Consider the following 20236-nt stretch of genomic DNA (forward strand, 5'->3'; position numbering starts at 1 on the left):
TCTGTCATGCTGGCCCGGTGTCGAGCAGCGTTGCGAACCCGCCCAGCCCACCCTCCGGACGACTCGTCCTCCTGCGCCACGGGGAGACCGAGTGGTCGCTCTCGGGGCAGCACACCGGTCGCACCGACATCCCGCTCACGGCCCACGGCGAGGAGCTGGCCCGCGCCGCCGGCGAGCTCCTCCAGGGGCGGGAGTTCTCGCTCGTGCTCGCCTCGCCGATGCAGCGCGCCCTGCGGACCGCAGAGCTGGCCGGTCTAGAGCCCGAGGTCACCGACGACCTGATGGAGTGGGACTACGGCGCCTACGAGGGCCTGACCACACCCGAGATCCGCGAGCAGGTGGGCTACGACTGGACCGTCTTCGAGCACGGCGTCCCGTCCGGCGACACTCCCGGGGAGACCGTCGAGGAGGTCGCCGCCCGCGCGTCACGGGTGGTGCAGCGCGCCGTCGCAGCGATGGCGCACGGCGACGTCGCCCTCGTCGGCCACGGCCACTACCTGCGCGTGCTCGCGTCGGTGTTCCTGCGTCGGGAACCCCGGCTGGGCGCGCAGCTGCTGCTCGACGCCGGTTCCGTCAGCGTCCTGCAGTACGAACGCGAGCGCCCCGCCATCCGCGTGTGGAACCACGGCCCGGCCGTCGCGAAGACCCCGGGTCAGCCCGCCTGAGGCTTTCCGCTCCGGCGGTATGGCGCGTCGCCGGTCCGACGGCGCAGGTCCAGGTCCGCGGAGGTCAGGCGCGCGGCCTCGACCGAGGGTCCGGGACCGAGGGTTCAGGACCGGGGGACGCGGGTCCGCGGCCTCGACCGAGGGTCCGGGACCGAGGGTTCAGGACCGGGGGACGCGGGTCCGCGGCGGACGCACGACGGTGAGGTCACGGCGCCGGGGCGTCGGGAGGACGGCCGGCGCCCCGGGAGCGGTGGCGGCCCGCACCGGCTCCGGGTCCGCCGGCCACGCCTTGGCGCCCTCGTCGTCGAACAGCGCCACCGCGCTGCGCTCCCCCGGTGTGAACCGCGGCCCGTACCTCACGCCGGCGTGCCCCGCGCGGTCGAACGCCTGCGCCCACACCTGGGGCACGGCATACGGGACCATCGTCTCGAGCTCACGCGTCACGCCGTGGTCCCCTGCAGCAGATGACTGCAGGTCGGCGACGACGCGTCCCTCGGGCAGCCGCAACCGTGACACCACGACGTCCTCGAGGAGGCTCTCCGGCACGGCGGCAGCGCCGCCGAGGACCGGTCCCACGCGTTCGCGCACCGCGCTGCCCGGGTCGAGCGCCGTGTAGCAGGTGCCCCGGGGAGAAGGGAGGTCGAAGCGTCCGCCGCCCTCGTTGCCGAACCACCAGGGCCCGAAGGCTGCGGCATGGGCCCGGAAGAGGTCGGTGGTGGGCGCGACCACGTGGGTCGGGAAGCCTTCGAGCGAGGTGCTGGGCGGTCCCTGCGCCACCTGTTCCCGGTCGCTCATGCAGCCCAGGCTGCGGCGTCGGACGCAGCGCGGTCGGCGACCGCGCGGACCGCAGCAGCGGACGAGCGGTGGAGCACGAGGTGGTCGATCGCGCTCTGCCCCCCGAACACCGGCGTCGGGGTCGTCAGCCACGCGCCGATGGACCACCCGTCGACACCTCTCCGGGTGAACGCACCGACGGCCTCCACCACGCCGGGCCGCACGGCCCCGTTGCGGCCGAACTGCAGGGACGGGTAGACGAGGTGGCCGTCGGCGGTGCGGCAGGCCAGCACGGTCCCCCGCCGGACGCGGTCGAACAACGCCTGGCGCGAGATGCCCAGCCAGGAGACCAGGCCGGCCGTGTCGTAGAAGGGACCCAGCGGCTGGTCGAGCGGGTGCACGGTCGGCAGCGCCGCCATCATCCGCTCGGCGAGCTCCTCGACGTCGCCGAGGTCGAGGGTGCGGCCCTGGGCCCGCAGGTCCTCCACGCGGGCGTCGATCCGCTCACGCAGCGCCTCGGTGAGCGCGTCCACCGGTGTCGTGGTGCGGGTGCGGGGTGTCATGGCAGTGGCCTCCGGAGCCTCGGGATGACGTCAAGGGCGTCAAGGTCAATGATGCCACCCTAGGCTCCGGGTCCGACACCGTCCGGACATCGATCCAGGAGCGCCGACCCAAGAGCGCCGACTCAGGTGCGCCGACGCGCGCGGAGCACCACGTCCTGGGTGTGGTGCGTGCCGCCACCGCTGAGGGGCACCTCGCGGGGTCTGGTGGCATCCTCCTCGACCTCCCAGTCCTCGCCGAGCACCGCGGCCACGTCGGCAGGGAAGACGAACTCGTCCGGGTTCCACCCCTGCTCGCGGGCATGGGCCATGTCCGCCGCGGAGTGGTGCACGACCAGCAGGGTGCCCCCGGGAGCGACGAGGTCCTGGAGCACCTGCTCGGCCCGGTGGTCGGACGTCCGGGCCAGCACGGGGTACTGGGCGCTCACGAGGTCGAACGACCCCGCTGCCAGCCCGGCCTCGACCAGTCCGTCGTGCACCCACGCGACCTCCACCCCGGCGTCGTTCGCGTGCCTGGCTGCCCGCGCCAGCGCGACACCGGAGACGTCCAGCGCCGTCACGTCCCAGCCGGCCTTCGCCAACCAGACGGCATCCGCGCCCTCGCCGCACCCGACGTCGAGCGCCCGTCCCGGGGCCAGGTGGGTCACGCCGGCCACGAGGGCACCGTTGGGCTGACCGCTCCAGATCTGCTCGGACGCGCTGTACCGCTCGTCCCAGTCGTCGTTGCCGGGCCCGAGTCCCTGGGGCATCCCCTGGGGGAGGTCGTGGCCGTGCTGGTGGTCGTGCGCGTGGCCCTGCGAGTGGCCGTGGTCGTGGGAATGGCCGTGGTCGGCTGCGGTCGTCATGGCTTCAGCCTCCCCGGGGGTCCCCCAGGGGGCAAGGAAACTTGCCGTTCCGGCAAAGGTGGGCCCGCGGCATACTCCATCGACCCACGGGGACCACTAGGGCAGGGGCCACGTGTGCACGGGCTCGTTGCTGTGCATGTTGGTGACGTAGTGCTCGAGCATCTTCGCGAGGGCGCTCTGGCGGTCCAGCCCGCCCTCCTGGAGCCTCGCGACGGCATCGGTCTGCCACGTGGCGCCGTTGGTTCCGGTCGTCGCACGACCCTCGATCACGGACAGGAACCGGTCACGCACGGCGGAGGAGACCCCCCAGTCGGCGAGCCCCTCGTGCGCCATCGGCAGGAGGTGGCGCAGCACCAGCTCCTCGGCGCTGACCTCACCGAAGCCCGGCCAGTAGAGCCGGGACTCGATGCCGTCACGCGCGGCGTTGTGGAAGTTCTGCTCCGCGGCGGCGAAGCTCATCTTGCTCCAGATCGGCCGGTCGTCCGAGGCGAGCTTGCGGATGACGCCGTAGTAGAACGCCGCGTTGGCCATGACGTCGATGAGGGTCGGGCCGGCCGGGAGGACACGGTTCTCCACCCGCAGGTGCGGGGTGCCGCCGACGATGTCGTAGATGGGCCGGTTCCAGCGGTAGACCGTGCCGTTGTGCAGCCGCAGCTCGGACAGCGACGGCGCCTCACCGGCTTCCAGCTTGGCCACGGGGTCCTCGTCGCTCACCTCGGCGAGCAGGGCAGGGAAGTAGCGGACGTTCTCCTCGAACAGGTCGAAGATCGAGGTGATCCAGCGCTCGCCGAAGAAGACGCGGGGTCGGACACCCTGGTTCTTCAGCTCGATGCTGCGCGTGTCAGTGGCCTGGCTGAACAGCTCGATGCGGGTCTCGGCGTGCAGCCGCTGCCCGAAGAAGAACGGAGAGTTCGCCGCGAGCGCGATCTGCGGGGCGACGAGGGCCTGGGCGGCGTTCCAGTGGGCCGCGAAGTCCTGCGGGGCGACCTGGAGGTGGAGCTGGACGCTGGTGCAGGCCGACTCGGGGGCGATGGAGTTGCAGTAGGTGGCGACCCGCTCCCCCGTCGGTCCCTCGATGTCGAGGTAGATGTCCTCGCCGCGGGCGTAGAAGATCGAGTCGTTGAGGGCGGTGTAGCGGTTGTTGGCGCTGATCCACTCCCCCTCGAAGTGCTGCGGCATGATCGTCGGGAGGATGCCGACGGCGACGATGTGCGCGCCCCGCTTGTCGGCGGCCGAGGACGCGGCGTTGAGCGAGGTCCGCATCTCGTCCTCGAGCTCGATGGCCGAGTCACCCGGCAGCGGACGCGGGGGCACGTTGAGCTCGATGTTGTACTGCGCCAGCTCGGTCTGGTACCCCGGGTCGGCGATCGCCTCGAGCACCTCCGCGTTGGCGAACTTGGGCTGGTAGGCGTCGTCCACGAGGTTGAGCTCGATCTCCATGCCGGTCATCGGCCGGTCGAACTCGAACACGCTCTGGGCCAGCATCCGCTCGAACACGTCGAGGTTCTGACGAACCTTCTCGCGGTACTGCTGGCGCTGCTCGCGCGTGTAGCTCTGCGCGGTGACTTCCTCCCCCACGGGGGACCTCCCTTGACGGTGCATCCGGTATGCCGGTGGGCCACCTCGTGTGCGGACGCCGTGACGACATGACGCCGTGATGACCTAACCATGCGCAGGGCGCGCCTGCCAACGGCTGTCAGCCCCCGCTCGTAGCCTGCAGGGGTGCGCCTGCTCCACACCTCCGACTGGCACCTGGGACGCTCGTTCCACCAGGTGGGGCTGCTCGACGCCCAGGCGCAGTACCTCGACCACCTCGTGGAGACCGTGCGGAGCGAGTCGGTCGACGCCGTCCTCGTCTCGGGCGACGTCTACGACCGGGCGATGCCCGCCCCCGACACCGTCGCGCTGCTCTCGGAGACGGTCACCCGTCTGGTCGCCGCGGGCACCGTCGTCGTGCTCTCCAGCGGCAACCACGACTCGGCCATCCGCCTCGGGTTCGCCAGCGAGCTGCTCGCGAGGACCGGCCTGCACATCCGTTCCTCCCTCGACTCGATCGGCACCCCGGTCATGGTCGGCGACGTCGCCGTCCACCCGCTGCCCTACCTCGAGCCGGCTGTCGCCGCCGACCCCCTCGGCACCACCGAGCGCACCCATGCAGGCGTCCTCGGCGCAGCCATGGCCCGGGTCAACGCCGACCGGGTCGCGCGCGGTGGCCGCTCGGTCGTCATGGGCCACGCCTTCGTCACCGGTGGCGCGACGAGCGACTCCGAGCGCGACATCTCCGTCGGCGGTGTGGGAGCGGTCCACCCGCGCACGTTCGCCGGGCACGACTACGTCGCCCTCGGCCACCTGCACGGCCGCCAGCAGGTCAGCGACACGGTCCGCTACAGCGGCTCGCCGGTGCCCCTGTCGTTCAGCGAGCACCGGCAGACCAAGGGCGCCTGGCTGGTCGACCTCGACGACACCGGTGTCCACGTCGAGGCGGTCGACGCCCCCGTCGGGCGGCCCCTGGCCGTCCTCCGCGGCGACCTCGAGGACCTGCTCGCCGACCCTCGCCACGCCCACGCCGAGGGCGCCTGGTGCCAGGTGACCCTGACCGACGCCGTGCGACCCGCTGCCGCGATGGAACAGCTGCGACGCCGGTTCCCGCACACGCTGGTCCTCCAGTTCGACCCGCAGGGGGCCCCCGTCCCGGTCCGGTCGTACGCGCAGCGCGCCACCGCGGAGCAGCCGCTCGACGTCTGCTGCAACTTCCTCGACCACGTGCGTGGGGGGCAGGCTCCCACCGACGCGGAGCGGGCCGTCCTCGCGACGGCTGTCGAGTCCGTGCGCACCGGCCACGCGACCCGCGACGACGAGGGACAGCTCGCGGCCACCCGTCGGCGGGTGGGGGCGGCGTGAGGCTGCACCACCTCACGGTCACCGCGTTCGGTCCGTTCGCCGGCAGCGTCGAGGTCGACCTCGACGAGGTCGCGGCCGGCGGCCTGTTCCTCATCCGTGGGGCCACCGGAGCCGGCAAGACCAGCCTGCTCGACGCCATCGCCTTCGCCCTGTATGCCGACGTGCCAGGCTCCCGATCGAAGAAGGGCCTGCACAGCGACCACGCCGACCGGGGGTCCGTCCCGACGGTGACGCTCGAGTTCACCGCCGTGGGACGGCGGTTCCGGATCGAGCGCTCACCCGAGTTCTTCCGACCCAAGTCCCGCGGCACCGGGGAGACCAAGGTCCAGGCCAAGGCGGTCCTGTGGGAGCAGCGCGCATCGGGATGGGAGGCCCTGAGCACCCGCCACGACGAGATCGCCGATGTCGTCAAGGACGTCCTGGGGATGGGACTGGAGCAGTTCAACAAGGTCGTGCTGCTCCCCCAGGGTGACTTCGCCGCCTTCCTGCGCGCCACCCCCGAGGAGCGACGAGGCCTGCTCGAGAAGCTGTTCGACGTGTCGACGTACGCCGGCGTCGAGGAGTGGTTCGCCACGCAGCGCAAGGAGTCGACGGCCCGCGTCGAGGCGCACCACGCCGCGCTGCGGTCCGACCTGGCGGTGCTCGCAGACGTCTTGGCCGATGCCCCGGCCGGGCTGGTCGCCGCCGCGCTGGGCACCACCGAGACCCCAGAAACCCCAGACACCCTCGAGGACCTTGCGGCCCACGACTGGTCGGCCCTGCCGCTCGACCAGCTCCCCGCGGCCCTCGACGCCATCGTGGCGGGTCTGGAGGCCGCCTCCGTCCAGGCCCTCGCGGCCGTCGACGCCGCGAGGTCAGCCGACTCGATCGCTGCCACCGCCCTGCACGGCGCCCGCGAGGTCAGCGCCAGGCGCGAGCGGGGCACCCGGGCCACCGAGTCCCTAGCTCGACTCGCGGGCGAGCAGCAGGCCGTCGACGACGCGGCGGCACGGATCGATGCAGCGGTCCGCGCCCGATCGGTCTCGGGCGACCTCGCGGCCCTGAGCCGTGCGGACGACGCGGTCGCCCGGGCGCAGGAGCGGCTCGCCGTCACCTCCTCGCGGGTGGATTGGCCCGGTGTCGGTCGCGAGGACAGCAGCCAGGATGACACCGGGCACGACACCGGCGACGGGGCCCGCGCCCATCTCCACGAGCTCGTCGACCGCATGAGCGAGGCCACCGCTGTCCTCGACGACGCCGAGCGGCACCGACGGACCTGGCACGAACGCACGCGCGAGCACGCGGTGCTGGCCGAGCAGTCGCGACAGGTGCAGGTCGCCCGGGCCCAGGTCGAGGCCCGGATGGCTGCTCGCCGTGATGCCGCCGTCGCAGCCCAGCGCGAGCTCGCCGAAACCACGCAGGCCGCCGGTGCCGTCGACGTGGCCGCCGCCCGGGTGAAGGAGCTCGTCAGCCTGCACCAGACGCGTGTTGCGGTGGAGACCGGTGACCTCGAGCTGGCCGCTGCCGACGTGGCGGTGGCGCAGTGCCGCACCGCAGCCCAGGACCTGCGCGACGCCTACCAGGACCTGCGTCAGTCGCGGCTCGATGGCATGGCGGCCGAGCTCGCCGCCCAGCTCGACGACGACCACCCGTGCCCGGTCTGCGGATCCCCCGACCACCCCGTCCCGGCGACGAGCGGGGGCGCCGCCACGCCGGAGGCGGTCGAGGCGGCAGAGCGTCGGTGGCAGGCTGCGTCGGCCCGGCTGTCGGCCGCCCAGACCCGGCACGCCTCGCTCCAGGCCGCCCGAGCCGAGCGACTCGCCCAGCTCGGCGAGGAGCAGCGCGACGCCGACGCGCTGGCCGAGGCCGTCTCCGAGGCGCGGTCCGCCCACGCCGACCTCGTGCAGCGGGCAGCCTCGCTCGAGCGCGCCCGCACCCTCGTGGAGACAGCCGAGGCGGAGATCGCATCCCTCGCGGAGCAGGCTGCCGACCTGCGCGACGGCCTGACCGCAGCACGCACCACGCTGGGCGCGCTGGAGTCCGACCTGGCCGGCGATGCTGCGACGGTGCGCGAGGACCTCGACCGACATGCACGGGCCTGCCCCTGTGCACCCGGTGCGCCCTTGGCGGCGAGCAGCCCGGACGACACGGCCGGGCTGCTCGACTCCCTGGCCGCGGTGCGCCGTCACCACGACGCCGCGGCCCAGTCACTCGAGCAGCACCATGCGGCCATGCTCGACCTGGAGGCGGCTCGGACGACGCGGGTCGAGGTGCTGACCCTGACGCAAGCGGCCCTGGCTGAAGCGGGCTTCGGCGACGCTCACACGGCCCGCACCGCGGTGCTCGCGCCGGCGCAGGTCGCCGCGCTGCAGGCCACCGTCAGCACGCACGAGACGGCGCTGGTGCAGGCGACGACCGTGCTGGAGGACCCGGAGGTGGTGGCCGCCCTCGAGGGCGTCGCCCCCGACCTCGAGACCCTGACGACGGCCTCGGACGCTGCCCGCCAGGCGTACACCGCAGCCCTGGCCACCGACACCCTCGTCCGGCGCACCCACGCCGGGGTCGAGCGGGTCCGTGCCAGCGTCGCCGATCGCGGCCACGCCCTGACGACCGCCGCAGCGCACCACGAGGTGCTGCGCGAGCTGGCCGACGCCGTCGCAGGCACCTCGGCCTCCAACACCTTGCGGATGCGGCTGTCCGCCTTCGTCCTCGCCGCCCGCCTGGAGAAGGTCGCGACCCTGGCGAACGAGCGGCTCGCGACGATGGGTGAGGGCAGGTACCAGCTGCGCCACACCGACGGACTGGCAGCACGGGGAGCACGCAGCGGCCTGGGACTCGAGGTGCTCGACCTCTGGACCGGTCAGGCCCGGGACACCAGCTCGTTGTCCGGTGGCGAGTCGTTCATGGCCTCGCTCGCCCTGGCCCTCGGCCTCGCCGATGCGGTGCGAGAGGAGTCCGGGGGCTTCGACCTGCAGACGCTGTTCGTCGACGAGGGTTTCGGCACGCTCGACGACGAGAGCCTCGAGCAGGTGATGGCGGTGCTCGACGACCTGCGCGAGGGCGGCCGCGCCGTCGGGGTGGTGAGCCACGTCGCCGAGCTGCGCACCCGCATCTCGAGCCAGGTGGTCGTCATCAAGACCGAGCGCGGCTCGACGGTCCGCACCGGCATCGCCACCGACGCGGCCCCTGCAGCCTGAGCGGGTCGGGTACCTCGCCCGGGCCAGGACGACTCGGGTCACCCGTGGGGGGCGCGGAGACGTGCCACGGTGCGCGTAGTCGACTCCGCGCACCGTGGAGGGTCGGTCAGCTCTCGAACGCCTCGGGCGGCGGGCAGCTGCACACGAGGTTGCGGTCGCCGTACGCGCCGTCGATGCGGGCCACTGGCGGCCAGTACTTGTCCGGGGCGTGCACGCCGACGGGGAAGGCCGCGTCGGAGCGCTCGTAGGGGTACTCCCACTTGCCGGCGAGGGCCTTGGCCGTGTGCGGCGCGTTGCGCAGCATGCTGTCGACGACCGCGACCTCGCCCGCCTCGACGGCGGCGATCTCGTGGCGGATCGCGATCATCGCGTCGCAGAACCGGTCGATCTCGCCGCGGTCCTCGCTCTCGGTCGGCTCGACCATCAGCGTCCCGGCGACCGGGAACGACATCGTCGGGGCGTGAAAGCCGTAGTCGATGAGGCGCTTGGCCACGTCGTCCACCGTGACCCCGCTGCGCTTGGTGAGGTCGCGCAGGTCGAGGATGCACTCGTGGGCGACGATTCCGTCGTGGCCCGAGTACAGCACCGGGTAGTGCTCACGCAGCCGGGTCGCGATGTAGTTCGCGTTGAGGATCGCGACCTGCGTGGCGCGGGTGAGCCCGGCCCCACCCATGAGGCGCACGTAGGCCCACGAGATCGGCAGGATGCTGGCCGAGCCGAACGGCGCCGCCGAGATCGGGCCGACACCGGTCGACGGACCGGCCTCCGCCGAGAGCGGGTGGTTGGGCAGGTGCGGGGCCAGGTGGGCACGCACCGCGACCGGACCCACGCCCGGACCGCCACCGCCGTGCGGGATGCAGAAGGTCTTGTGCAGGTTGAGGTGCGAGACGTCCGCACCGAACTTGCCCGGCTTGGCCAGTCCGACGAGGGCGTTGAGGTTGGCGCCGTCGACGTAGACCTGGCCACCGGCGTCGTGCACCAGGCCGCAGAGCTCGGTGATGGTGTCCTCGAAGACGCCGTGCGTCGACGGGTAGGTGACCATGATCGCCGCGAGGTCGTCGCGGTGCTGGTCGACCTTGGCGCGCAGGTCGTCCATGTCGATGTCGCCGCCAGCGGCGGTCTTCACGACGACGACCTTCATGCCGGCCATGACCGCGCTGGCGGCGTTGGTGCCGTGGGCGCTGGCCGGGATCAGGCAGATCCGGCGCTGGGACTGGCCGTTCGCCTCGTGGTACGCGTGGATCGCGAGGAGCCCGGCGAACTCGCCCTGCGAGCCGGCGTTCGGCTGGAGCGACACCGCGTCATACCCGGTGATCTCGCACAACCATGCGGAGAGGTCGCTGATGAGCGAACGGATGCCCTCGGTCTGGTGCGCCGGGGCGAACGGGTGCAGGTGGGCGAACTCGGGCCAGGTGACCGCCACCATCTCGGTCGTCGCATTGAGCTTCATGGTGCAGGAGCCGAGCGGGATCATGCCTCGGTCCAGGGCGAAGTCGCGGTCGGACAGGCGCCGCAGGTAGCGCAGCATGGAGGTCTCGCTGCGGTGGCTGTGGAACACCGGGTGGGTGAGGTACTCGCTCGCGCGCACGAGCTCAGGGGACCAGGCGGGCGCGTCGAGCTGCACCGACGTGGTGCCGGTGGCACCGAAGGCCGCCCACACCGCGTCGAGGTTCCGCAGGTCGGTGGTCTCGTCGACGCTGAGCGACACGCGGTCGGCGTCGACCCGCCAGACGTTGACACCGCGGTGCGCCGCCTCGCTGACGACCTCGTCGGCCCGGCCGGGCACGGCGACGGTCACGGTGTCGAAGTAGTCCTTGGTCAGGACCTCGACCCCGCTCGCCTGCAACCCCTCGACGAGGGCACGGGCGTGGCCGTGGACGCGGCGGGCGATCGCCGCCAGCCCGTCGGGGCCGTGGTAGACGGCGTACATCGACGCCATGACGGCCAGCAGCACCTGGGCGGTGCAGATGTTGGACGTGGCCTTCTCGCGGCGGATGTGCTGCTCGCGGGTCTGGAGGGCGAGACGGTAGGCCGGTGCACCCTCGGTGTCGACGCTGACGCCGACGAGGCGACCGGGCAGTGAACGCTCGAGGCCGGCGCGGACGCTCATGTACCCGGCGTGCGGGCCACCGAAGCCCATCGGCACCCCGAAGCGCTGGGTCGTGCCCACCGCCACGTCGGCGCCCCACTCCCCCGGGGACGTGGCCAGGGTGAGGGCGAGCAGGTCGGCGGCGGCGGTGACCAGCGCACCGGCCTCGTGCGCGGCGGAAGCCAGGCCGCGCCAGTCGCGGACCTCGCCGTCGGCGCCGGGGTACTGGACCATGACACCGAAGACGTCACGGTCGCCCGCGGCGGCGCGCAGCGCCTCGACCGTGGCCACGTCGTCGAGGTCGGCGACGACGACACCGATGCCGAGCGGCACGGCTCGCGTCTGCATGACAGCCAGCGTCTGCGGGAACAGGTGGCGGTCCACGACCAGGACGGCGTCGGCCCCCGCCTTGCTCGAGCGACGCATCAGGGTCATCGCCTCGGCCGCAGCGGTGCCCTCGTCGAGCAGGGAGGCGCCGGAGGTCGACAGACCGGTGAGGTCGCTGACCACGGTCTGGAAGTTGATGAGGGCCTCGAGGCGGCCCTGGGAGATCTCCGGCTGGTAGGGCGTGTAGGCCGTGTACCACGCGGGGTTCTCCAGCACGTTGCGCTGGATCACGGCCGGCGTGATGGTGCCGTAGTAGCCCAGGCCGATCATCGACGTCATCACCTGGTTGCGCCGGGCCAGCCCGCGCAGCTCTTCGACGACAGCCGCCTCGGACGCGCTGGGCTCGACGCGCAGCGGGGCGTCGGACCGGATCGTGCCGGGCAGCGCCGCGTCGACGAGCGACTCGAGGCTGTCGTGACCCACCGCCTGCAGCATCACCGTGACGTCGTCCGGGGAGGGGCCGATGTGGCGACCGACGAACTCCGGCAGGCGGGTCACCAGCGGCTCGCCCTCGCGGGAGCGGTCGGTGGCATCGGTCGGCGTGCTGGACTGCTGGGCGGACATGAGGCTCCTGAACGTCGGACTGCTCGGATCGCCTCCCCATCTGTCACGGCTTGACCGCTCCAGAGGTGCCTGTCCCATGCAGTCCTGGCGCCTGAGAGGTTCCGGGGAGTTTGCCCCTTCGGCGCCCCGCCGTGGACCTCGCCGTCGTTCTCACGGGGCCAACGCGGGGACTCTCCCGCACGGGATGTTCAGCGCGGCCCAATCTACAGCACGGGCCGCCGCTCCCGAAGGAGCGACGGCCCGTGCCGGACAGTCGGTGGTGGCAGGTCAGGCGAGACGGGCCTGACGGCGCACGCGCAGCTCGTCGCCGGGGTGGTCGGCGGGCGCCTCGTCGTCGGTGCGCTCGCTGGGCAGCTCGGCGAGCTCACCCTCGACCTCGCGCCAGACCCGGCCGACGGCGATGCCGAAGACTCCCTGGCCACCCTGCACGAGGTCGATGACCTCGTCTGCGGACGTGCACTCGTAGACCGAGGCGCCGTCGCTCATCAGCGTGATCTGGGCGAGGTCCTCGACCCCGCGCTCACGCAGGTGGGTGATCGCGACCCGGATCTGCTGGAGGGACACCCCGGTGTCCAGGAGCCGCTTGACGACCTTGAGGACGAGGATGTCGCGGAAGCCGTAGAGGCGCTGCGTGCCCGAGCCCGTGGCGCCGCGCACCGAGGGCTCGACGAGCCCGGTCCGGGCCCAGTAGTCGAGCTGGCGGTAGGTGATCCCGGCTGCCTTGCAGGCCGTCGGGCCGCGGTAGCCGATGTCCTCGCTCAGCTCGGGGAGGTCGTCCGTGAACAAAAGCCCCTGTGCCGCACTGGGCACACTCGTGTGGCCGTGGCCAGCCTCACTGCTCGTGTTCACGACGCTCACCTCCTGGTCGAACTACCGGGTCGAACTACATGGGGAACTACATGGATCGTATTCGTGGTCTGGGCTGACCGTACGGCCGCACAGAATGCAACGTCAACAACCACTCGACCTCGGGGTTTCGGCGTGTCGCGCCGTCGAGGTCGACTCTCGATGTTGAGTTGAGATTGAGGGTCTGAGCACGCGGAGTGGCCGGGAGGTCAGGCCTGGGGTCCGGTTTCGCCCGGTTTGGTCTCAAAGTCCTCGGCAGACACGTGGTCGAGGAACTCGCGGAAACGCTCGACCTCGTCGTCCTTGTCCTCCTCGCCGCTCATCGCGACGCCGGCCTCCTCGAGGAGCGCCTCCCCCGCGACGATCGTGGTCCCGGTGCGCAGCGCGAGGGCGATCGCGTCGGAGGACCGCGAGGAGATCTCGGTGGTGCCGTCGAGGACGAGGGCGGCGTGGAAGACCCCGTCCCTCAGCTCGACGATGCGGACCTCGGTGAGGGTGTGACCGAGGCCCTCGATGACGTTCTTCATCAGGTCGTGGGTCAACGGCCGGGGCGGCTCGATGCCCTGCTGGGCGTACGCGATGGCCGTGGCCTCGGCCGCGCCGATCCAGATCGGCAGGTAGCGGTCGCCGTCACGCTCCCGCAGCAGCACGATGGGGTGGTTGGTGGGCATCTCCACCCGGACGCCGAGAACCTCGAGCTCCTTCACACCTCCACCGTACCCCGGTTCAGCCGCGGTGCAGTCCGTCCTTGACGAGGGCGGTGTGCAGGGCGACGCAGAGGCGCAGCACGTCTCCTGTCGGGTCCGTGGCAGCACCGCCACGACCGGTCCGCCCGGAGGCTGCCCGCAACGGGGTGACGACCTGCTGGACCAGCCCGATCTCTCGGTCGGCGGCGGTCCGGAACGGGCGCAGGTGACGCGGCTCGACCCCGTATGCAGCGAGGGCGCCGGCGGTGTGGGCGATGCTCAGCGCCGCGTCGCCGTAGTGCCCACCGGCGTCCGGGCGCACCAGCCCGAAGGTCTCCAGCGCGTCCATCGTGGCGGGGTCCAGGCCTGCTGCTGCTGCGAGCTCGTCCCGGGTCAGTCGCAGGGTGCCCTGCTCCGTGAGGGCGTCGGCGGCGGGCACGTCGGGGTCGGTGACCGGCGCGGGGACCGAAGGCCGCGGCATACCGGAGGACGAGCCGCGCTCCGGGGTCAGGCCGCGGTCGAGGGCGTCGAGGGCGTCGCGGATGACCTTGAGCGGCCAGAAGTGGTCGCGCTGGGCGGTGAGGACGTACCGGAGCCGGTCCACGTCGGCAGCGGTGTAGGTGCGGTAGCCGGAGCCGGTCCGTGCCGGGGTGACCAGACCCTCCGCCTCGAGGAAGCGGATCTTGGAGATGGTGACGTCCGGGAAGTCCTCACGCAACGCCGCGAGGACCGCCCCGATCGCCATGGACTGCCGAGGGGTGCGAGCGGTCACAGGTGCCTTGGTCAGGCCCTGCCGGCGTAGAACACCAGGCGGAACTTGCCGATCTGGACCTCGTCACCGGTGTGCAGGGTGACCTCGTCGATCCGCTCACGGTTGACGTAGGTGCCGTTGAGGGAGCCCACGTCGCGGACGACGAACGTCTCGCCCTCGCGCCGGAAGTTGGCGTGCTTGCGCGAGACGGTGACGTCGTCGAGGAAGATGTCGCTGTCGGGGTGACGGCCGGAGTTGACCTCGTCGTCGTCCAGCAGGAACCGCGCACCGGTGTTGGGACCGCGCAGCACGACGAGCAGGGCGGTGCCGGGACGCAGCGCGTCGACGGTGGCCTGGTCGGCCTTGCTGAGCGAGACCTCGGTCTCGGCCGACGTGTCGACCTGCTCGAGGCCCGAGATGCCGGGGAGACGCATGGTCGTCGGCTCGTGCGGGTGCGAGGCCTGCTCGTCCATCTCGCTGCCGTTCATCGGTGCTGCGCTCCTCTGTTGTCGTCAAGCCCCTCTAGCAAAGCACACACCCTAGGTGACGCCGCTGACAGTGCGCAGCGGATTCCGGCGGGGTGCCGGGCGCGTGTCGGGCGCCCCGTCGAGCAGGTGGTCAGCCGAGCTGGCCCTGGTATGCCGCGGGGTCCAGGAGGGCGTCGACGGCGGCTGCGTCCGAGGGACGGATCTCGTACATCCAGCCCTCGCCGTAGGGGTCGGTGTTGACGAGCTCGGGCGTGGCGTCGAGGGACTCGTTCACCGCGGTGATCTCGCCGGCCAGCGGGGCGTAGAGGTCGCTGACGGACTTGGTCGACTCGACCTCGCCGCAGGCGTCACCTGTGGCGACGGTGTCGCCGACGCTCGGGAGGCTGACGTAGACGACGTCGCCGAGGGCGTCCTGGGCGAAGGAGGTGATCCCGATGCGCACGGTGCCGTCATCGCCGGAGCGCACCCACTCGTGCTCGGCGGTGTAACGCAGGTCCTGGGGGTACTCCAGCTCGCTCATGCTGCTCCTCTGGCGCGTGACTGACGGTGGGGCTGAACGCTGTCGGCCGACAGTGTGTCCGACCGGGGTGGGACGTCGACCGGCGGGGGTGGTGGTGCGGTCCGGCGGGTGCTGCGGTCCCCCGGCTACTTCGACGGCGCCGGGACGGGCCGAGCGTAACGAGGGTCCTGAAGGGAGTGCAATGCGGTGATCTCGATCGAGTCGGCCTGGCGCACGGTCGACGTCGCACCGTCGCCACGCACCGACTCCGAGACGCCGCCGGGGATGTCCATCGCCGAGGCCATGGTGGCCGGGTCCCCGATCGCCTTGATGGAGTACGGCGGGTCGACCCGCCGTCCGCTGATCTCCACCCCGCCGTTGGCGTCGGCGAACCAGGTGTTCGCGACGACCCGGACGTCGCCGATCTGCACGGCCTCGGCACCTGCGTCGCGCAGCTCCTGGAGGGCGTCGAGGAGGCGTGCGGCACTGACCTTGCGGTCGGGGTCGTTGATGGTGATGACGACACCGGGGCCGGTGGCCGGCGCGGTGCCGCTGAGGATGCCCAGCGTGTCGAGCCGTTCCTGGGCCGACTTCAGCGCCTCGGCGCTCGAGTCGACGCCGGAGAGCAGGGTGTCGCGGCTGCTCTCGAGCTCGCGGGTGTCGCTGGCGAGCCTGCCCTGCTCCTGGCTGACGTCGTCGAGGATGCGGACGAGCTCGTCCTCGCGCAGCTGCTCCAGCCCGCTCTGGTCGGTCTGCTGGACCTGCGTGGCGATGGCGAACCCCAGGGCGATGGCCAGCAGCGCGGCGAAGGCGTTCGCGCGGGTGGCGCGCGGACGCGCCATACGCAGCAGCGTGACCCACGCGTTGGAGGAGGCGTCGTTCCTGGCGGCCGCACGAGGGGTCGGCGACGACCCCGAGGGCTTCTCCTCGGGACCGGGGGCGGACGACGTCGAGGTCATGCCTTGAACAGGTGCCGGCGGATGGAGGCGACGTTGGAGAAGATCCGGACCCCGAGGACGACCACGACACCGGTGCTCAGCTGCGAACCGACCCCGAGCTGGTCCCCCAGGAAGACGATGAAGGCAGCGACCACGACGTTCGCGAGGAACGACACGACGAAGACCTTGTCGTTGAAGATCCCGTCGAGCACGGCCCGGACGGCCCCGAAGACCGCGTCGAGGGCAGCGATGACGGCGATCGGGAGGTAGGGCTGCAGCACGAGTGGCACCTCGGGACCCCAGAGGAGCCCGATGAGCACTCCGCCGACGAGGCCGAGCAGGGGTATCACGGTGAGTTCTCCGAGGTGGGTTCGGGACTGGTGGAGTCGGTGCTGGTCGCGGTGCTGCTGTTCGCGCTGCTGCTGGTCGAGGGGGTCGGTGCGCTGGACGCCGGAGCCGGGACGGTGGCCTCCCGCACGGTGAGCGAGGTGGCGGCCGGGACGGTGAGGTCGTCGCGGGCGTCCATGGAAACACGGATGCCGTAGTTGTCCTTGAGGGCGCGCGCGTACGCACCGCCGGCGGTCTCCGCGAACTCGACCTGCAGCCCGTCCGGGTCGCCGAGCACGGTGATCGTGTACGGCCGCGCCAGCGGACGGTAGTTGACGAGGATCGCGTCACCCGCGAAGCGGATCGCCGAGCGCGAGGTCAGCCGTTGGCCGTTGACGGAGATCGCCTCTGCGCCGGCCTCCCACAACCCGTTGACGACGACCTGCATGTCCCGCGAGTACAGGATCCCGTCGGAGTCCTCGCTCGACGTGCGGGGGTTGCCGTCGGCGCTGGTGCCGTCGGCTCCCGGTGCGTTGTCGAGGACGACGACGAGGCCCTTGCCCTGCATGGACTGGGCGCCCGAGGCGACGTCCAGGGCCGCCAGCCGGGTCTGCAGCGACGAGGACGTCTGGCCCAGCGCCCGGCCGCGCAGCTGGTCGACCTGCTCCTGCAGGGTGCGCAGGTTGGCCTCCTGCCGCTCCACGGCCGATCGCCGGCTCTCCACCTGGGACACGAGCTGGACCTTGGCCTCGGCGGCCGACGTCGACGGCGCCCGCAGGGCGACCGCGCCGAGCGTGAGCAGCAGTCCGGTCACGACCGCAGCGACCGCCACCGTGGCCGTCCTGGTGCCTGTGCTCGAGGGCAGTCCCTCGGCGACCCGCCGCTCGGCCGCTGCCGCGTACCCGGGGTCGAGGGGCCGTTCCATCATCGAGGTGAGCAACGTCATCGACTCGTCGGGACGCCGTCCCGACGGGGTCGGGTTCGGGGTGGCCGTGCGGTGCGAGGTGGGTCCCATGGGTCGCCTCAGCGGGTGGCGGCCACGTCAGCGGCCACCACCTGGCGGGCCTGGACGATGTACATGACGCCGGCGATCCAGTACAGGGCCGTGCCCCACCAAGCGAAGGCCCAGCCGATGGGCAGGGCCCAGGCGGCGAAGGAGCTGTCGCCCTGCCCCAGCAGGAGGAGCGGGAAGGCGTAGAGGAGGTTGAAGGTCGCGGCCTTGCCGACGAAGTGCACGGGCAGACCGGTCTGGCCGTGCCGCTTCACCCACCACAGGACACCGGCCAGGAGCACCTCGCGCGCCACGAGCGCCCACACCAGCCACCACGGGATGACGTCGCGCACCGCCAGGCCGAACAGGGTCGTGGCGATGTAGAGGCGGTCGGCGAAGGGGTCGAGCAGCTGGCCGAGCCGGGACTCCAGCCCGTAGCGCCGGGCGATCTTGCCATCGAGGTAGTCGCTGAGCCCGGACAGCGTCAGCGTGATCAGCGCGATGGCGTCGTGCTCGGTCAGGATCGCCCACAGGAACACGGGCACGCCGAGCAGCCGCAGCAGCGACAGGACGTTCGGGAGGGTCAGCACACGGTCGGACACCGGGGCCACCCCTGCCCCCGTCCCCCGACCACCCTCAGCTGCCACGCCCGCAGCCTAACGGGCTGCCTCCACCCGCCGACCGCAGGCATGGCCGTCGGACGACCAGGGAGATGACGGGCTGCCGGCGTCCGCCGTGCTAATCCTCGCCGCGCAGGGCCGCCAACGTCTTCTCGACCCGCCGCGCGCGGGTCTCTGCGGCCTTGGCACCCTCGATGGCCAGGGCGTGCTGACGCTGGTGGGAGTAGGAGAGCCGTGCCCAGGCCGACGTCGCGTCAGGGTCGTCGGCCAGGGCCTTCGCGAGCTCGGCCGGGACCTCGACGACACGCGGCGCGGTGTCCAGCTCGAGGTCCACGTCATACGTCCGGCCCCCGGTGGTGCCGGTGAGCCCGCGGTTCTCCGCGCTCACCCCGACCCAGGATCTGCCCCCCATCGGCGCGATGCTGCCGCGGTAGGTCACGCCGTTGACGGTCACCGTGACCTTCGGGCGCCTGCCACCACCGAGGGCGTCGACCACCTCCTGCGGCACCTCGAACCCCGTGGTCGTCCCACCCGTCTGCTGGAGCTCGGCCGTGAACCTCATGCGGAGAGTATGCAGCGCAGCCGGGCCCCGTGGGCCCGTGGGCCCGTGGCACAGTGGCCGGATGGCTGACAACGGTGCCTTCGCAGGCTTTCCGCACTGGGGCGTGGAGTTCTACCAGGACCTCGAGGAGGACAACACCCGCGAGTTCTGGACGGCCCACAAGCCGCGCTGGCAGCAGGACGTCCGCGACCCGATGCGTGCCCTCGCCGACGAGCTCGAGGACGAGTTCGGCCCGGCCAAGCTGTTCCGGCCCAACCGGAACCTGCGCTTCAGCGCCGACAAGTCGCCGTACAAGACCCATCAGGCGGCACTGGCAGGGCGGGAGAAGGGCGCCGGCTGGTACGTCCAGCTCGGCGGTGACGGCCTGGTCGTCGGCGGCGGATTCCGGGCCCACTCCCCCGCCGACACCGCGCGATTTCGCGCCGCCGTGGACGCGCCGTCGTCCGGGCTGCTCCTCGAGCGCCTCGTCGCAGAGCTGGCGGGCTCGGGGTTCACCCTCGAGGGCGACTCCCTGAAGACGCGACCGAAGGGGTACGACGCCGACCATCCACGGCTTGAGCTGTTGCGGCGCAAGGAGATCATGGCCCTGCGTCGCTTCGGGGCGCCCGACTGGTTGGCCACCCCACAGGCCCTTGACGAGGTCCGTGCGGCCTGGCGCGAGCTGCGTCCGCTGACCGAGTGGGTCCTCGAGCACGTGGCCGTCGAGGACTAGGCCCGCGGCCCCTGTCGCGTCGCTCGTGGCAGGCCTACAGTCCGAGCATGAGCTTCCTCGTCCCGGCCCAGGCGTACGGCAGGTTCATGGGACGGTTCTCCGAACCCCTGGCAGAGCAGTTCCTGGGGGTGGCCGGGCTGGAACCGGGCCAGCGAGCGCTCGACGTCGGCTGCGGCCCGGGAGCTCTCACGACACGGCTCGTCGAGGTCCTGGGACCTGCGGCCGTCAGCGCCGTGGACCCGTCGGAGACCTTCGTGGCGGCGGCCCGGGAAGCCCTGCCGGGGGTCGACGTGCAGCAGGGGCGTGCCGAGTCCCTCGCGTTCGCCGACGACACCTTCGATGCAACGCTCGCGTCGCTGGTCGTGCACTTCATGACCGACCCCGTCGCGGGCCTCACCGAGATGGCGCGGGTCACCCGGGCGGGCGGAGTCGTGGGCGCGACGGTCTGGAACCACGCCTCGGGGTCGGGTCCGCTGTCGTTGTTCTGGGAGGCGGTCCGCGCCGTCGACCCCCAGGAGGAGGGTGAGGACGACTACGCCGGTGTCCACGAGGGCGACCTCGCGGCGTTGTTCCGCGGCGCCGGCCTGCCGGACCTGTCCGAGTCGGTCCTGACCGTCCACGTGCCGTTCGACTCGTTCGAGCAGTGGTGGGAGCCGTACACGCTCGGCGTGGGACCGGCCGGGCAGTACGTCGCCGGTCTCGGCCCGGAAGCCCGCGAGCGCCTCGAGCAGGCCTGCCGCGAGACCGTGCCCACGGCCCCGTTCACGGTGGCGGCGCAGTCGTGGTGCGTGTGCGCCCGGGTGCCGAGCCGACCGGCCGCGACCGGCCGACCCGACCCGAGCTGACCGACCCGAA

At 72.2% G+C, this 20236-nt stretch carries 20 protein-coding genes and 1 riboswitch; of the genes, 5 read left to right on the forward strand and 15 right to left on the reverse strand.

Annotation, left to right across the window (positions count from 1 at the left end; genetic code table 11):
* The first annotated feature begins 17 nt into the window (after positions 1-17).
* On the forward strand, positions 18-665 hold the full coding sequence (locus ABD286_RS01515) for a histidine phosphatase family protein (RefSeq protein WP_344189585.1): 648 nt from the start codon (positions 18-20) through the stop codon (positions 663-665).
* Between the two features lie 159 nt (positions 666-824).
* Here the strand turns inward: ABD286_RS01515 and ABD286_RS01520 are convergent, their stop codons facing one another.
* The 4 genes from ABD286_RS01520 to ABD286_RS01535 all read right to left on the reverse strand — a co-directional run bounded on the left by ABD286_RS01520 (position 825) and on the right by ABD286_RS01535 (position 4422).
* Complete coding sequence (locus tag ABD286_RS01520) at positions 825-1460, reverse strand: RES family NAD+ phosphorylase (protein WP_344189587.1); 636 nt, start codon at positions 1458-1460, stop codon at positions 825-827.
* Positions 1457-2002: a hypothetical protein gene (locus ABD286_RS01525; RefSeq protein ID WP_344189589.1), complete on the reverse strand. Its 546-nt coding sequence runs from the start codon at positions 2000-2002 to the stop codon at positions 1457-1459. The genes ABD286_RS01520 and ABD286_RS01525 overlap by 4 nt, the downstream gene beginning before the upstream one ends.
* Before the next feature lie 122 nt (positions 2003-2124).
* On the reverse strand, positions 2125-2844 hold the full coding sequence (locus ABD286_RS01530; protein ID WP_344189591.1) for a class I SAM-dependent methyltransferase: 720 nt from the start codon (positions 2842-2844) through the stop codon (positions 2125-2127).
* 96 nt (positions 2845-2940) lie between these two features.
* Complete coding sequence (locus tag ABD286_RS01535; protein ID WP_344189593.1) at positions 2941-4422, reverse strand: glutamate-cysteine ligase family protein; 1482 nt, start codon at positions 4420-4422, stop codon at positions 2941-2943.
* Positions 4423-4566: 144 nt separating this feature from the next.
* On the opposite strand from ABD286_RS01535, the gene ABD286_RS01540 reads away from it, so the two are divergent.
* Together ABD286_RS01540 and ABD286_RS01545 are read left to right on the forward strand one after the other, a co-directional pair.
* Positions 4567-5745 carry an exonuclease SbcCD subunit D gene (locus tag ABD286_RS01540; RefSeq protein WP_344189595.1) on the forward strand — a complete coding sequence of 393 codons (1179 nt, stop codon included), beginning with the start codon at positions 4567-4569 and terminating at the stop codon, positions 5743-5745.
* The gene (locus tag ABD286_RS01545) at positions 5742-8921 is read left to right on the forward strand and encodes an AAA family ATPase (protein ID WP_344189597.1); all 3180 of its coding nucleotides are present in this window, start codon (positions 5742-5744) and stop codon (positions 8919-8921) included. Before ABD286_RS01540 ends, ABD286_RS01545 begins: the two co-directional genes overlap by 4 nt.
* A gap of 106 nt (positions 8922-9027) precedes the next feature.
* Here ABD286_RS01545 and gcvP read toward each other — a convergent pair whose 3' ends face one another.
* The 11 genes from gcvP to ABD286_RS01600 form a co-directional block, all read right to left on the reverse strand.
* Positions 9028-11961 (reverse strand): aminomethyl-transferring glycine dehydrogenase, encoded by a 2934-nt coding sequence (gcvP, locus tag ABD286_RS01550; protein WP_344189599.1) that lies wholly within the window; start codon positions 11959-11961, stop codon positions 9028-9030.
* A gap of 69 nt (positions 11962-12030) precedes the next feature.
* Positions 12031-12149: riboswitch (glycine riboswitch) on the reverse strand.
* Between the two features lie 79 nt (positions 12150-12228).
* Positions 12229-12810, reverse strand: a complete 582-nt coding sequence (locus ABD286_RS01555) for a MerR family transcriptional regulator (protein WP_344189601.1) — start codon at positions 12808-12810, stop codon at positions 12229-12231.
* A gap of 206 nt (positions 12811-13016) precedes the next feature.
* On the reverse strand, positions 13017-13514 hold the full coding sequence (locus ABD286_RS01560; protein WP_344189603.1) for a bifunctional nuclease family protein: 498 nt from the start codon (positions 13512-13514) through the stop codon (positions 13017-13019).
* A gap of 19 nt (positions 13515-13533) precedes the next feature.
* Positions 13534-14265, reverse strand: a complete 732-nt coding sequence (ftsR, locus tag ABD286_RS01565; RefSeq protein ID WP_344189605.1) for a transcriptional regulator FtsR — start codon at positions 14263-14265, stop codon at positions 13534-13536.
* Positions 14266-14276: 11 nt separating this feature from the next.
* Entirely contained in the window at positions 14277-14732 is a 456-nt protein-coding gene (locus ABD286_RS01570; RefSeq protein WP_344189607.1) for an FHA domain-containing protein, read from the reverse strand.
* Positions 14733-14862: 130 nt separating this feature from the next.
* Entirely contained in the window at positions 14863-15252 is a 390-nt protein-coding gene (gene gcvH / locus ABD286_RS01575) for a glycine cleavage system protein GcvH (RefSeq protein WP_344189609.1), read from the reverse strand.
* Positions 15253-15377: 125 nt separating this feature from the next.
* The gene (locus ABD286_RS01580; RefSeq protein ID WP_344189611.1) at positions 15378-16073 is read right to left on the reverse strand and encodes a DUF881 domain-containing protein; all 696 of its coding nucleotides are present in this window, start codon (positions 16071-16073) and stop codon (positions 15378-15380) included.
* A 113-nt stretch (positions 16074-16186) separates the two neighbouring features.
* Positions 16187-16519: a small basic family protein gene (locus tag ABD286_RS01585; RefSeq protein WP_344189613.1), complete on the reverse strand. Its 333-nt coding sequence runs from the start codon at positions 16517-16519 to the stop codon at positions 16187-16189.
* A complete protein-coding gene (locus ABD286_RS01590) occupies positions 16516-17511 on the reverse strand; it encodes a DUF881 domain-containing protein (RefSeq protein ID WP_344189614.1) in 996 nt (331 codons plus the stop codon). The genes ABD286_RS01585 and ABD286_RS01590 overlap by 4 nt, the downstream gene beginning before the upstream one ends.
* 8 nt (positions 17512-17519) lie before the next feature.
* Complete coding sequence (clsA, locus tag ABD286_RS01595) at positions 17520-18134, reverse strand: cardiolipin synthase ClsA (RefSeq protein WP_344189615.1); 615 nt, start codon at positions 18132-18134, stop codon at positions 17520-17522.
* Between the two features lie 91 nt (positions 18135-18225).
* Positions 18226-18669, reverse strand: a complete 444-nt coding sequence (locus ABD286_RS01600) for a YdeI/OmpD-associated family protein (protein ID WP_344189616.1) — start codon at positions 18667-18669, stop codon at positions 18226-18228.
* A gap of 61 nt (positions 18670-18730) precedes the next feature.
* Between ABD286_RS01600 and ABD286_RS01605 the strand changes: the two genes are divergently transcribed.
* The gene (locus tag ABD286_RS01605) at positions 18731-19381 is read left to right on the forward strand and encodes a DUF2461 domain-containing protein (RefSeq protein WP_344189617.1); all 651 of its coding nucleotides are present in this window, start codon (positions 18731-18733) and stop codon (positions 19379-19381) included.
* A 47-nt stretch (positions 19382-19428) separates the two neighbouring features.
* A complete protein-coding gene (locus tag ABD286_RS01610; protein WP_344189619.1) occupies positions 19429-20226 on the forward strand; it encodes a class I SAM-dependent methyltransferase in 798 nt (265 codons plus the stop codon).
* The last annotated feature ends 10 nt before the right edge of the window (positions 20227-20236 follow it).

The organism is Pedococcus aerophilus (assembly GCF_039532215.1).
GTDB lineage: Bacteria > Actinomycetota > Actinomycetes > Actinomycetales > Dermatophilaceae > Pedococcus > Pedococcus aerophilus.